The sequence below is a fragment of the Azospirillum isscasi genome (assembly GCF_030849505.1).
Classification (GTDB): Bacteria; Pseudomonadota; Alphaproteobacteria; order Azospirillales; family Azospirillaceae; genus Azospirillum; species Azospirillum isscasi.
In genome coordinates, this window is sequence record NZ_JAUJFI010000003.1 from 20,725 (window position 1) to 33,807 (window position 13,083).

Genomic DNA, 13,083 nt, shown 5'->3' on the forward strand with positions numbered 1-13,083 from the left:
GCGCCGATTCGAAAAGGGCGTTAAGCCCCAACCCTAAAGATAAGGACGTGCCGAGATGACCCAAACCGCGGACAAGGCCGACACCTTCACCCTGATCGACAACCGGACCGGAAAGCAGGTCACCCTGCCCGTGATGCACGGCAGCACCGGTCCGGACGTGATCGACATCCGCAAGCTCTACGCCGAGACCGGTTGTTTCACCTACGATCCGGGTTTCACCTCGACGGGCAGCTGCGAGTCCAAGATCACCTACATCGACGGTGACGAGGGTGTCCTGCTGCACCGCGGTTATGCCATCGACGACCTGGCCGAGCACGCGACCTTCCCGGAGGTCTGCTTCCTCCTCCTCAACAACCACCTGCCGAACGCCGCCGAGAAGGAAGAGTTCGAGGGCATCCTGCGCAGCCACTCGATGGTGCATGAGCAGCTGACCCGCTTCTACAGCGGCTTCCGCCGCGACGCCCACCCGATGGCGGTTCTCTGCGGCGTGACCGGCGCCCTGTCGGCCTTCTACCACGACTCGACCGACATCGAGGACCCGGTGCAGCGCAAGATCGCCGCGCACCGCCTGATCGCCAAGATCCCGGCGATCGCCGCGATGGCCTACAAGTACTCGGTCGGCCAGCCGTTCATGTACCCGCGCAACGACCTGTCGTACGCCGAGAACTTCCTCTACATGACCTTCGGCACGCCCTGCGAGCCGTACAAGGTCAACCCGGTCCTGTCCAAGGCGATGGACAAGATCTTCATCCTGCACGCCGACCACGAGCAGAACGCCTCGACCTCGACCGTCCGTCTGGCCGGTTCGTCGGGTGCCAACCCGTTCGCCTGCATCGCCGCCGGCATCGCCTCGCTGTGGGGTCCGGCCCACGGCGGCGCCAACGAGGCCGTGCTGAAGATGCTGGAGGAGATCGGCTCGGTCGATCGCATTCCGGAGATCGTCCGCCGCGCCAAGGACAAGAACGACAACTTCCGCCTGATGGGCTTCGGTCACCGGGTCTACAAGAACTACGACCCGCGCGCCCAGGTCATGCGCAAGACCTGCCACGAGGTGCTCGCCGAGCTGGGCATCAAGGACGAGCCGCTCCTCGACATCGCGATGGAGCTGGAGAAGATCGCCCTTGAGGACCCCTATTTCGTCGAGAAGAAACTGTACCCGAACGTCGACTTCTACTCGGGCATCATCCTGAAGGCGATGGGCTTCCCGACCAGCATGTTCACCGTGCTGTTCGCCGTGGCCCGCACCGTGGGCTGGATCTCGCAGTGGAAGGAGATGATCGAGGACCCGGTCCAGAAGATCGGCCGTCCGCGTCAGCTCTACACCGGCGCGACCAAGCGGGACTTCATCCCGCTGGCCGAGCGTGGCTAACCGGCCAACAGCGCACATCGGGACGGGCGGCTCCGACGGAGCCGCCCGCAGCCCGGCCGCGTTCATCGTTCCGGCGCGGCGGGCCCGTCTGGGCCTGCCGGCCGCGAACGACAACAAGCCGCCGCTGTCGCGGCGGCTGCGCCGCATCGTCCTCTATGCGGTGATTCTGGCGATGATCGCCGCGGTGGTGCTGGTCTGACGTTTCAGCCCTGGGTGATCGGGATGTGCGGCCCCTCCGCCGCCACACGCTCCATCCATGCCCGCACGGCCGGATAGCCCGACAGGTCGAACCCGCCCTCCTCCGCCACATGGGTGTAGGCGTAGAGCGCGATGTCGGCGATGCTGAAGCGGTCGCCCACGAAGAAGCGGCGCTCCGCCAGATGCCCCTCCATGACGCCCAGCGCGTCATAGCCGAGCCGGCGCTTGGTCACCAGCCCCAGCTTGCGCTCCTCCGTCATCTCCACATGGTGCGTGATCCAGAAACGCACGGTCGCGATGTTCGGTTCGTGGCTGTACTGCTCGAAGAACATCCATTGCAGGACCCGCGCGCGGCCTTCCCGGTCTTCGGGCAGATAGGGCGTACCCTCCGCCAGATACCAGAGAATCGCGTTGGATTCGGGCAGGTGGCCGCCATCCTCCAATTGCAGCGTGGGAATGCGCCCGTTCGGATTCTTGGCGAGGAATTCCGGGGTTCGGGTTTCCGCCCGGTCGATGTCCAGTTCGATCCGCTCATGGGGGATACCGAGCTTGTGCAGCAGCAGCCGGCACTTGTAGCCGTTTCCGGAAGAGAGATTGTCGTAAAGGCGCAGCATGGCAGCGTGTCTCCGCTTCGAATCCATCCGATGGCGGATGTAACCACGAAACCGGGTCAGGCGCCAGCGCCGCCACCCGCAACGGGCACCCCCAACCGCTCCAGCCGCGCGCCGTCCGCGGCGGCCTCCTCCAGCAGCCAGGTCCGGAAGGCGCGGAGCACGCGGCGCCCACGGCCCTGCGCCGGCGCCGTCAGCACATAGCGGTCGCCGCAGGGCACCGCCGGTCCGAAGGGACAGACGAGCCGCCCGGTCTCCAGCGCCTCCAGCACCAGCGACGGGCGCCCCAGCGCGATGCCCTGCCCGGCCATGGCCGCCTGGACGACCATCACCGATTCCGAAAAGCTCAGGCTGCGTGCACCGTCCAAATCCACCCCGGCGGCGGCACGCCAGAGGCTCCAGTCGGGTGACGCCTGATAATGCAGCAACGTGTGGCGACGCAGTTCCTCCCGGCCCCTCAACCGCTCCGCCAGCGACGGCGCGCAGACCGGGAGCAGCGGTTCTTCCGACAAGAGCGCTCCATCGGGGCCGGGGTCGCCGCCGCGCACGTAGCGGATGACCGCCCAGCCCGCCTCGGCCTCCGACACGCGGTCGGTGTTGCCGCCCTCGATGTCCAGGCACACATCCGGCCAACCGGCGAGGAAACGGCCCAACCGCGGCACGAGCCACAGGGCCGCCCAGGTCCGCGGAGCGGCCACGCGCAGCCGCTCCGGCCCGCTGCCGGCGATGCGGTCCCAGCTTTCCTGAAGACGGCCCAGCCCGGCGGTGCAGGCCAGCGCGAGATCGCGTCCCCCATCGGTCAGGAGCAGGCCCTGCGGCGTCCGCTCGAACAGCCGGACCCCCAGCCGCTTTTCCAGGTCCCCGACCTGCCGGCTGACCGCGCCGTGGGTCAGGCCAAGCTCGTCGGCGGCGCGCGTCATGCTGCCGTGGCGGGACGCCGCCTCGAAGGCGGCCAGGGCGGTGAAGGGAAGGCGCGGCATGGGCGGTGCTTCCGTCGGTTGTGAGGATTCCTCACACCGATCCCCTGCGAAGTCAATTGCGGGCCGTCCAGACCGCGCGCAGGCTGGGCGCCAGAGACAGCTTCATCCCGGCGGCCCCCATGACGACGACCTTTTCGATCACCGACATTCCCGCCCTTGACGACCGGAGCCTGCGCGCGGATTTGGAAGCCCTTTTGGAGGACGCGGTGAACAGCGGCGCGTCGGTCGGCTATCACGCTCCCCTGGCGCCGCACTGGAAACGGGCCTTCTGGGACGGCGTGGCCGGCCTTCTGACCGGCGGCGCCCATCGGCTGCTGGTTGCGCGGGGACCGGAGGGGGAATTGCTGGGGAGCGTGCAGCTTTCGCTCTGCACCAAGCCGAACGGCGCGCACCGCGCCGAGGTGCAGAAGCTGCTGGTCTTCACCCGCTGCCGCCGGAGCGGTGTCGCGCGGCGGCTGATGGAAGCCCTGGAGGAAACGGCCCGCGGGCTGGGCCGGTCACTGCTGGTGCTCGACACGCTGAAGGACGACAGCGGGGAGCCCTTCTACGAGGCGACAGGCTGGCACTGGGCCGGGCGGATCCCCGGCTACACGGTGGAAGCGGACGGCGCCTTCCACGACACCGTCCTCTTCTACAAGACGCTGTGACCGTGCCTATTTCGTCTCGATCAGTTCGACCTTGTAGCCGTCCGGGTCCTCGATGAAGGCGATCACGGTGCTGCCATGCTTCATCGGGCCGGGCGGGCGCGGAATTTTCACGCCTTCCTTGGCGAGTTGCTCGCAGGTCGCATGGATGTCCGGGACACCCAGCGCGATGTGGCCATAGGCGGTGCCGATGCTGTAGGGCTCCGCCTGATCCCAGTTGTGGGTCAGTTCGAGAACGGCGGTGTCCTTCTCGTCGCCATAGCCGACGAAGGCCAGCGTGAAGCGCCCGCCCTCGTAATCGTTGCGGCGCAGCAGCTTCATGCCGAGCAGACGGGTGTAGAAGTCCAGCGACTTCTCCAGATCATAGACCCGGAGCATCGTGTGCAGCAGGCGGAATTGGCTCATGGTCTCTTCTCCCAAGCGGATTCTTGCGTTCTGGCGGCCACGTCCAGGACCACGCGGGCGGCGCGCTCGCTGGGCGGCGTTCCGCCCTGCCCGAGCCAGCGCGCGACCTCGGCCACCCCTTCGACCTGCGCCTTGCGGGCGGCGGGATCGTCGAGCAGGCGGCCCAGTTCCGACGCCAGCCGTTCGGGCCGGCAGTCCTCCTGAAGCAGTTCCGGCACCAGCATGCGGTCGAGCATCAGATTGACCAGATTGACGTATTTGACCCGGATCAGCCGCCGGTACAAGGCCACCGTGACCGGGTTGAGGCGGTAGGCGATCACCGTCGGCAGGCGCGCCAGAGCCAGCTCCAGCGCCACCGTTCCGGACGCCGCCAGCGCGGCCTCCGCCGCCGCGAAGGCGTCGTACTTCGGCGCGTCGCCCTCGACGAGGATGGTGCGCAGCGGCCAGCCCGCCACCTCCGCCGCCACGCGGTCGCGCACGGTCGCGACGGTCGGCACCACGGCGACCAGCCCCGGATGGTCCGGCAGCAGCCGTTCCAGCGTGGCGCAGAAATCGGGCAGAAGGCGGGATACCTCACCCTTCCGGCTGCCCGGCAGTACGGCGACGATCCGCGCGTCCGGCACCAGCCCGTGGGCCGTCCGGAAGCGCGCCGCATCGCCCCGCCCCGCCCCGCTCTCCACCACCGAATGGCCGACGAAGGTGCAGGCCAGCCCCTCCCGCTCGAAGTAAGGCGGCTCGAAGGGCAGGATCGCCAGAAGATGATCGTAGATCGCCGCGTATTTGGCGGCCCGCTTCGGCTTCCACGCCCAGACGGTGGGCGCCACGTAATGGATCAGCGGGATGTCCGCCGCCTGCGCCTTGACCCGCCTGGAGACGCGGACGGTGAAGCCCGGCGAATCGATCCCCACCACCGCGTCCGGCCGCAGCCGCAGAATCTCCGCCACCGTCTGGTCGATGCGGCGCAGCAGGTTCGGCAGGTGGGGCAGCAGTTCGAACACGCCGAACAGCGTCAACTCGCCCATGGGGAACAGGCTGTCCAACCCTTCGGCGATCATCTTCTCGCCGCCGATGCCGGCGAAGCGCACCCGCCCGCCGGTCAGCCGCTTGCAGGCGGCCATCAGCCGGGCACCCAGAGCGTCGCCGGACGGTTCTCCGGCAATCAGGAAAATCAGAGGATCGCTCACGTCCGGTTCTCCGCCCGGTTCTCCTGAGCCACGGCGATTCCGACCACGAACAGGCCCAGCCGGTCGGCGGTTTCCGCCACCGCGGCGCGATCCACCAGCAGGCTGCCGCCGGCCTCCACGGCGATGCCGCGCAGACCGGCGCGGGCGGCGTTCTCCACGGTCGTCACCCCCATGGTGGGCAGGTCCAGCCGGCGGTCCTGCTGCGGCTTCTTCACCTTGACCAGCACCCCGCCCGGTCCGGGGCGCGCCACGGCGGCGCAACGGGACAGCATCGCGTCGGTGCCCTCGATGGCCTCCACGGCGAGCACGATCCCCTGCTGCACCACCGCACCCTGCCCGACATCCAGGGCACCGAGCGCGCGGGCCACCTCGACGGCGCGGGCGATGTCGCGCTCCGCCTCGGCGTCCGGACGCAGCCGGCCCACCGGCCCGGCCGGAGTCAGAAGCTCACCGAGAAGTTCATGCAAGCCGACCACGCGGAACCCCTCCCCTTCCATTTCGCGCGCGACCGAGCGCAGCAGCCCGTCGTCGCCCAGCGCGCGGGCGCCGACCTTGGCGAGGAACTTGGTGGTGTACCAGTCGGGAAGAAGCTCGGTGAAGGAGGGCCGGCGCACCGGACCGGCGAAGACGAGTTCGCCCACCCCTTCCTGCTTCAGACGGGCGACGATGCTGCCAGCGGCGCCGAAACGGCTCCACAGATGGGGAAGCCCTTCGACGGTGGCGGGGTCGGTCTGGCCGTCGAAGGCGACGACGAAGACCTCGCGCCCCTGGCCACGCACCGCGGCGGCGATGCGGGCCGGCAGGGTGCCGCCGCCTGCCAGGATGCCGAGCTTGGGAAGAGGCTGCGACATGGCCGGGACTCTCCCAGAGAAAACGGAATCAGCCCTCGCGTGGCTGGCAGAGCGAACGGGAGGCCCGCGCGAACGAAAGCACGTCGGCGACCAGCGCCTGCTGCCCCATGTCGCGGCCCACCTCCTCCATGCGTTCGGCGAAGGTGCCCTCGTTGCCGAACAGCAGACGGTAGGCGGCGCGCAGGCCGTGGATCTCGTCCTTCTGGAAACCGCGGCGCTCCAGCCCGACGAGGTTCAGGCCGGCCAGCCGCGCCCGGTCGCCCATGACGAGGCCGTAGGGAATCACGTCCTTCTCGACGCCGGACATGCCGCCGATCATGGCGTGCGAACCGATGCGGACGAACTGCCGGACCGCCGACAGGCCGCCGATGGTCACGAAATCGCCCAGCTCCACATGGCCGGCCAGCGTGGCGTTGTTCGCCAGGACCGCATGGTTGCCGACCACGCAGTCGTGGGCGATGTGCACGCCGACCATGAACAGGCCGTTGTCGCCGACCCGCGTGATCATGCCGCCGCCCTCGGTGCCGGGGCTCATGGTGACATGCTCGCGGATCTGGTTGTTGCGCCCGATGACCAGTTCGGACGGCTCGCCCTTGAACTTCAGATCCTGCGGGCGGTGTCCGATGGACGCGAAGGGATAGATGACTGACTCGTCCCCGATGCGGGTGCGGCCCTCGACCACCACATGCGAGGTCAACCGCACCCGGTCACCCAGTTGGACGTCCGGCCCAACCACGCAGAAGGGACCGATGAAAACGTCTTCGCCCAGCTTGGCGGCCGGATCGACGACCGCCGTCGGGTGAATGGAAACGCTCATTTCTCGTCCAGGATCATGGCGGAATAGACGGCTTCGGCGACCAGGACACCGTTGACCTTGGCCTCGCCTTTGAACTTCCACACGTTGGCGCGCTGGCGCTGCTTGCTGACGTGGATGTGGATGGTGTCGCCGGGGGTGACCGGGCGGCGGAACCGCGCCTCGTCCACGGTCATGAAATAGACCAGCTTGCCTTCGGACTCCTTGCCCAGCGTGGCGACCACCAGCACGGCGGAGGTCTGGGCCATCGCCTCGATGATGAGGACGCCGGGCATGACGGGGCGGGACGGGAAATGCCCCTGGAAATACGGCTCGTTGATGGTGACGTTCTTCACGCCGGTGGCGCTTTCGCCCAGCGTGATGTCGATCACCCGATCGATCATCAGAATCGGATAGCGATGCGGGATCATTTCCATGATCCGCGTGATGTCGAGGTCGGCTATCTTCTTGTTGTCCGCCGTCACATCCATGGTCCGGCCGCCCGCCTTATCAAAGTCCAGGAAAAACGCCCCCCACCGCGCCGCACGCGGCGCAGGGCGAAGCCCCTTGTGCCCCATTTCCGGGGATTTGGCAATCCCGACGCCGCCGGCCCGGCGCCGCCGGATTCCGCTGCGCGCGGAAGGCCGCCACGCCGTCCGATGGCGGCGTGGCGGTGCGTCCCCCCGTGCCTTACGGCTTGGGAACGGTCAGCGCGACCTGGGGCAGCTTCTTGTTCACCCGCTCCAGAACCACGTCGGTGACGTCGATCTGGGTGTCGACCAGGACGAACTGCTGGCGGGCGAGGACCAGGTTGGCGCCGCGCTCGCGCGCCACGTCGGCCACGATCTCCACCATGTTCTTGTGGACGACGGCCATCGCCTCGTTCAGCGCGTTCTCCAGGGCGCGCTTGCGGCTCTGCACCGTCTTCTGGACCTCGCCGACCTGCTTCTCGAAGTCGCGGCGCTTGTTGGCCAGGGCGTCGGGAGCCAGCACGGTCTGCTGCTTGCGCAGTTCCTCCTCGGACTTGCGCAGCTTGTCCTCCAGCGAGGCGATTTCCTTCTGGTAGGTCTCGCGCAGCGATTCGAAGGACTTCGACACGCCCTTGGAGGCGTTCGACTCCTGCATGATCTTCTGGACGTCGACCACAGCGATGACCGGCGCCTTGAGAGTGTCGGTCGGCTTGTCCTGGGCGAAGGACGGCGCCGCCATTGCGACGCCCGCCAACACCGCACCGGCGGCGACCAGCGCCCTGAGCTTGCTGAACTGCATGTTAGAACCTGGTTCCAAAGCTGAAACGGAAGATCTCTTTCTTGTCGTAATCTTCCTTGAGAATCGGGACCGCAAAGTCAAGGCGGATCGGCCCGAAGGGCGACCGCCAGGACAAGCCGGTGCCGACCGACAGGCGGACCGATTCGTCGTCGGGGACGAGCGGATCGTTGATGTCGACCTTGCCAAGCGTGCCGACGTCGGAGAAGGCGTGACCCTTCAGCCCGAATTCCTCCGGCAGGCCGACCGGGAAGCTCATCTCGACCGACGCGCGGTAATAGCGCGTGCCGCCCAGAGCGTCGCCGGTGCGCAGGTCGCGCGGACCGATGCCGGCGGTGTTGAAGCCGCGCAGCGTGTCCCCGCCCAGGAAGAAGCGGTCGGACAGGGCGATGCCGTCGTCACCGATGCCGACGATGTAGCCGATCTCGCCCGTGGTGCTGAGCACCCAGCTCTCGTCGAACAGCGGCAGGTAATAGCCGGCGCCGAGACGGTTGCGCAGGAAGCGCGCGTCGCCGCCCAGACCCGCGAGGTCGTTCGTCAGGCGGATGTAATAGCCTTCCGTCGGATTCAGGCGGCTGTTGCGGCGGTCGTAGGTCAGCTCCTGCCCGATCAGCGAGGTCAGGCGCGCGCCCTTCTGGTCCTGGATGTAGCGGGACGCCGTGCTGGGCACGCTGGTGATGTCGGTGTTCTGGAGCTGGTAGTACACACGCTGGCGCAGGTTTTCCGTCAGCGGATAGCCCATGCGCAGCGCCAGGCCGGTGCTCTTCTCGTCGAAGGAGCTTTCGTCCTGATAGTCGCGGGTGATGCGGAACAGGTCGAAACCGGCGGACAGGTCGCGGTCCAGGAAATAGGGCTCCGTGAAGGAGACGTCGTATTCCTGGCGGCTGCCCGACACGGTGGCGCCGAAGCGCAGATCCTGGCCGCGGCCCAGCAGGTTGCGCTCGCGGATCGAGAAGTCCGCCAGCGGGCCGTCGGAGGTCGAGTAGCCAGCGCCGATGGAGATTTCGCCGGTGGACTGCTCCGTCACTTCGACGTTCATCACGGTGCGGTCGGGCGCCGAGCCCTCCGCGGTGGTGATGTTGACGCGCTCGAAATAGCCCAGATCCTTGATGCGCTGCTCGGAGCGGCGCAGCTTGGTCGAGCTGAACGGGTCGCCCTCGGACAGCAACATCTCGCGCCGGACCACCTTGTCAAGCGTGCGGATGTTGCCGGTCACGTCGATGCGCTCGACGAAGACGCGCGGCCCCTCGACGATGTCGTAGGTGATGTCGATGGTCTGGTCTTCGCGGTTGCGCGAGATGCGCGGGCGGACGTCCACGAAGGCGTATTGCAGGTCGCCGACCGCGTTGGTCAGCTTGTTGATGGTGTTCTCCACCTCCTGCGCGTTGTACCAGTCGCCCTCGCGCGTGGTCAGCACGCGGCGGAGCTGTTCGGGGTCAAGCGCCTTCAGCGAGGTGCTGATGTCCATCTTGCCGAACTTGTAGCGCTCGCCCTCGTCCACCGTGAAGGTGATGACGAAGTCTTCGCGGTCCGGCGTCAGCTCCGCCACGGCGGAGACGACGCGGAAGTCCGCGTAGCCTTCCTTCAGGTAATAGCGGCGCAGCAGGTCGCGGTCGTAGTTCAGACGGTCCGGATCGTAATTGTCGTCCGACGTCATGAAGCGCCACCAGGCGGTTTCCCGCGTCTGGATCGCTTCGCGCAGCGTCCCGTCGGAGAACTTCTCGTTCCCGATGAAGGTGATGCCGCGAACGCCGGTGCGCACGCCCTCGTTGATCTCGAACACCAGATCGACGCGGTTCTGGTCGAGCTGGATGATCTTCGGCTCGACGGTCGCGGCGAAACGGCCCTGGCGGCGGTAGATGTCCAGGATGCGCTGAACGTCGCTCTGCACGCGGGTGCGGGTGTAGACGACGCGGGGACGAAGCTGGATTTCCTTCTCCAGATTCTCCTTCTCGATGCGCCGGTTCCCTTCGAAAGCGATGCGATTGATGATCGGGTTTTCCGCCACCTGCACCACCAGCACGTCGCCCTCGCGCTTCAGCACCACGTCGGCGAACAGGCCCGTGTTGAACAGGGCCTTCAGCGACTGGTCGATGCGGTCGGGATCGAAGGGGTCGCCGGGCGCCACCGCGAGGTAGGAGCGGACGGTCGTCGGCTCGATGCGCTGAACGCCCACCACCCGGATGTCCCTGATCGTGCCGCCCGAGAACATCTGCGCGACCAGTGTTCCATCGCCGAACGCGGCCGATTTCGCCGCACCCGGATTCGGCGCGCCGGCCTGGGCCCATGCTGCGTGGGAAAGGGCAAGAGAAACCGTTGTCATGGCGCAACCAGCCATCAGGCCGAACGCCAGAACCCTGCTCGACACCCGCAAAGCTCGCTCCCTGGCTTTGGGGGCATCCGTCAGGATATCAGCCCCCGAAAGAAATCGACCACGCGAAGCTGAACGAGGTCGTTCCACGTGGCGAAAACCATGAGCGTTAATACCAAAGCAAGGCCGATGCGGAAACCGTATTCTTGCGCTTTAGGTCCGAGAGGACGCCCCCGCATCCCTTCCAGCGCGTAAAACATCAGATGCCCCCCGTCCAACAGCGGGACCGGGAACAGATTGATCATGCCAAGGTTCACCGACAGGAAGGTCATGAACCAGATCAGCGGGTACCAGCCGGACTGCGCGACCTCTCCGGACATCTGGGCGATGCGCAGCGGCCCGCCCAGTTCCTCGGTCCCGCGGGAGCCCTCGATCATCTGGCCGAGCGCCACGAAGGTGCCGGACACCATGCCGACCACCTCCCGGCCCGCCTGCCAGAAGGCGGTCAGCGGGTCGTGGCGCTTGGTCTCCGCCCCGCCGCGCATGATGCCGAGCTGGCCGATGCGGTGGGTGTTGCCGAGTCGGTCGGTGACCTCCCGCACGTCCGGAGTCGCCGTCAGTTCGACCGTGCGCCCGTCGCGCTGCACCACCATCTCCAGCGGCGCGCCCGGCTGCATGGACACGATCTGCCGGATTTCCTCGAATCGCTGGATGCCGCTGCCGTTGATCGACACGATCAGGTCGCCCGGCTGAAGCCCGGCGCGCTCCGCGGCGCTGCCCGGCTGCACGCCGCCGACGTCCGGCGGGGTGAAGGACTGGCCGGCGGTGGCGAACAGGATGGTCAGGGCGACGATGGCGAACAGGAAATTCGCGATGGGTCCCGCCGCCACGATGGCCGCCCGCTGGCCGAGCCGCTTGTGGTGGAAGGACACCGCCTGCTCCTCGGCGGTCATGCTCTGCGTGTGGGCGCCGGGCGTGCTGGCCGGGTCGGCGTCGCCGAACATCTTCACATAGCCGCCGAGCGGGATGGCGCTGAATTTCCAGCGCGTGCCGGACCGGTCGGTCCAGCCGAACAGCTCCGGCCCGAAGCCGATGGAGAAGACCTCGATCCGCACGCCGTTGCGGCGCGCCACGAGGTAGTGACCGAGTTCGTGCACAAACACGAGCACGGTGAGGACCAGCAGAAAAGACAGAAGCGTGGTCCCGAAGCCGCCCATGACGTCCATCACATCCTTTGCGTCCCGGCGTGGCCCTTGCGCGGCCCCCGTCCGGAAAAAGACTCAGCGTCCCAGCGCCGAAACCCGGTCCGCCGCGGCCCGGCGCGCCTCGGAGTCGGTGTCGCGCACCGCACCCAGGTCGCGGAGCGGCCGGTGCGGCAGCGCTCCCAACACCTCCTCGACGATCCGTTCGATGTCGAGAAAGCCGATCCGGCGGTCGAGAAACGCCTGCACGGCCACCTCGTTGGCGGCACTGAGAATAGTAGGAGCGCCCCCACCGCTTTGCAAGGCGGCCCGGGCGAGCCGCAAGGCCGGGAAGCGTTCGGGGTCCGGCGCCTCGAAGGTCAGGGTTGCGGCCTTCACGAGGTCCAGCCGCTCCGCGGGCGTCGAAATGCGCGCCGGCCAGCCGAGCGCGTAGGCGATGGGCGTGCGCATGTCCGGCGTGCCGAGCTGGGCCAGGACGGAGCCGTCCACATACTCGACCAGCGAATGGATCACCGACTGCGGATGGACCAGAACGTCGATCTTCGGCTCGGGGACGCCGAAGAGGAAATGCGCCTCGATGACCTCCAGCCCCTTGTTCATCATGGTGGCGCTGTCGATGGAGATCTTGGCGCCCATGTCCCAGGTCGGGTGGGCCACCGCCTGCTCCCGCGTCGCCGCCGCCATGAAGGCGCGGTCCTTCGTCCGGAAGGGGCCGCCGGAGGCGGTCAGGATCAGGCGCTGGACGCTGTCCAGCCGGTCAAAATCGAAGACCTGGTAGATGGCCGAATGCTCGCTGTCCACCGGCAGGAGCGTGGCGCCGTGGCGGTGCACCTCCTCCATCATCAGGGCACCGGCGCAGACCAGAACCTCCTTGTTGGCGAAGGCGACGCAGGCGCCGCGGCGGACGGCGGCCAGCGTGGGTTCCAGCCCGGCGGCGCCGACGATGGCGGCCATCACCCAGTCGGCGGGACGCTCCGCCGCGTCGGCCACGGCCTGCGGCCCGGCGGCGGCCTCGACGCCGGTGCCGGCGAGCGCCTCCTTCAGGTCGGCGTAGGCGGCGGGATCGGCGACCACCGCCAGCTTCGGACGGAGTTGCCGCGCCTGCTCGGCAAGAAGGGCCACGTTGCGGTTCGCGGTCAGCGCTTCCACGGGGAAACGCTCCGGGTCGCGGGCGACGAGATCCACCGTCTGCGTGCCGACCGATCCGGTCGACCCCAGAATCGTCACGCGGCGGGGTGCTTGTGCCGCCCCATCAGCCTTCACAACCAT

Annotated in this window: 14 protein-coding genes; 3 read left to right on the forward strand and 11 right to left on the reverse strand. The window is 67.8% G+C overall.

What is annotated here, in order from left to right:
* Nucleotides 1-55: 55 nt before the first annotated feature.
* Nucleotides 56-1,369 carry a citrate synthase gene (gene gltA / locus QSG27_RS01470; RefSeq protein ID WP_306703362.1) on the forward strand — a complete coding sequence of 438 codons (1,314 nt, stop codon included), beginning with the start codon at nt 56-58 and terminating at the stop codon, nt 1,367-1,369.
* On the forward strand, nt 1,362-1,568 hold the full coding sequence (locus tag QSG27_RS01475; RefSeq protein WP_306703363.1) for a hypothetical protein: 207 nt from the start codon (nt 1,362-1,364) through the stop codon (nt 1,566-1,568). Before gltA ends, QSG27_RS01475 begins: the two co-directional genes overlap by 8 nt.
* 4 nt (nt 1,569-1,572) lie before the next feature.
* On the opposite strand, the gene QSG27_RS01480 is transcribed toward QSG27_RS01475, so the two are convergent.
* Entirely contained in the window at nt 1,573-2,181 is a 609-nt protein-coding gene (locus QSG27_RS01480) for a glutathione S-transferase family protein (RefSeq protein WP_306703364.1), read from the reverse strand.
* A 56-nt stretch (nt 2,182-2,237) separates the two neighbouring features.
* Nucleotides 2,238-3,158, reverse strand: coding sequence for a LysR substrate-binding domain-containing protein (locus tag QSG27_RS01485; RefSeq protein WP_306703365.1), 921 nt, complete (start codon nt 3,156-3,158; stop codon nt 2,238-2,240).
* Nucleotides 3,159-3,277: 119 nt separating this feature from the next.
* Here QSG27_RS01485 and QSG27_RS01490 point away from each other — a divergent pair, with 119 nt between their 5' ends.
* Nucleotides 3,278-3,805, forward strand: coding sequence for a GNAT family N-acetyltransferase (locus tag QSG27_RS01490; protein ID WP_306703366.1), 528 nt, complete (start codon nt 3,278-3,280; stop codon nt 3,803-3,805).
* 6 nt (nt 3,806-3,811) lie between these two features.
* Here the strand turns inward: QSG27_RS01490 and gloA are convergent, their stop codons facing one another.
* The 9 genes from gloA to QSG27_RS01535 all read right to left on the reverse strand — a co-directional run bounded on the left by gloA (nt 3,812) and on the right by QSG27_RS01535 (nt 13,083).
* The gene (gloA, locus tag QSG27_RS01495; RefSeq protein ID WP_306703367.1) at nt 3,812-4,207 is read right to left on the reverse strand and encodes a lactoylglutathione lyase; all 396 of its coding nucleotides are present in this window, start codon (nt 4,205-4,207) and stop codon (nt 3,812-3,814) included.
* Entirely contained in the window at nt 4,204-5,391 is a 1,188-nt protein-coding gene (gene lpxB / locus QSG27_RS01500; protein WP_306703369.1) for a lipid-A-disaccharide synthase, read from the reverse strand. The genes gloA and lpxB overlap by 4 nt, the downstream gene beginning before the upstream one ends.
* Nucleotides 5,388-6,242, reverse strand: a complete 855-nt coding sequence (locus QSG27_RS01505) for an LpxI family protein (protein WP_306703370.1) — start codon at nt 6,240-6,242, stop codon at nt 5,388-5,390. Before QSG27_RS01505 ends, lpxB begins: the two co-directional genes overlap by 4 nt.
* Before the next feature lie 28 nt (nt 6,243-6,270).
* Entirely contained in the window at nt 6,271-7,059 is a 789-nt protein-coding gene (gene lpxA, locus QSG27_RS01510; RefSeq protein WP_306703371.1) for an acyl-ACP--UDP-N-acetylglucosamine O-acyltransferase, read from the reverse strand.
* A complete protein-coding gene (gene fabZ, locus QSG27_RS01515; protein ID WP_306703372.1) occupies nt 7,056-7,526 on the reverse strand; it encodes a 3-hydroxyacyl-ACP dehydratase FabZ in 471 nt (156 codons plus the stop codon). The genes lpxA and fabZ overlap by 4 nt, the downstream gene beginning before the upstream one ends.
* Before the next feature lie 199 nt (nt 7,527-7,725).
* The gene (locus QSG27_RS01520; RefSeq protein WP_306703373.1) at nt 7,726-8,304 is read right to left on the reverse strand and encodes an OmpH family outer membrane protein; all 579 of its coding nucleotides are present in this window, start codon (nt 8,302-8,304) and stop codon (nt 7,726-7,728) included.
* Between the two features lies 1 nt (nt 8,305).
* Nucleotides 8,306-10,639 (reverse strand): outer membrane protein assembly factor BamA, encoded by a 2,334-nt coding sequence (gene bamA, locus QSG27_RS01525; RefSeq protein WP_306703456.1) that lies wholly within the window; start codon nt 10,637-10,639, stop codon nt 8,306-8,308.
* Between the two features lie 65 nt (nt 10,640-10,704).
* The gene (gene rseP, locus QSG27_RS01530; RefSeq protein WP_306703375.1) at nt 10,705-11,838 is read right to left on the reverse strand and encodes an RIP metalloprotease RseP; all 1,134 of its coding nucleotides are present in this window, start codon (nt 11,836-11,838) and stop codon (nt 10,705-10,707) included.
* Between the two features lie 54 nt (nt 11,839-11,892).
* Entirely contained in the window at nt 11,893-13,083 is a 1,191-nt protein-coding gene (locus tag QSG27_RS01535) for a 1-deoxy-D-xylulose-5-phosphate reductoisomerase (RefSeq protein WP_306703376.1), read from the reverse strand.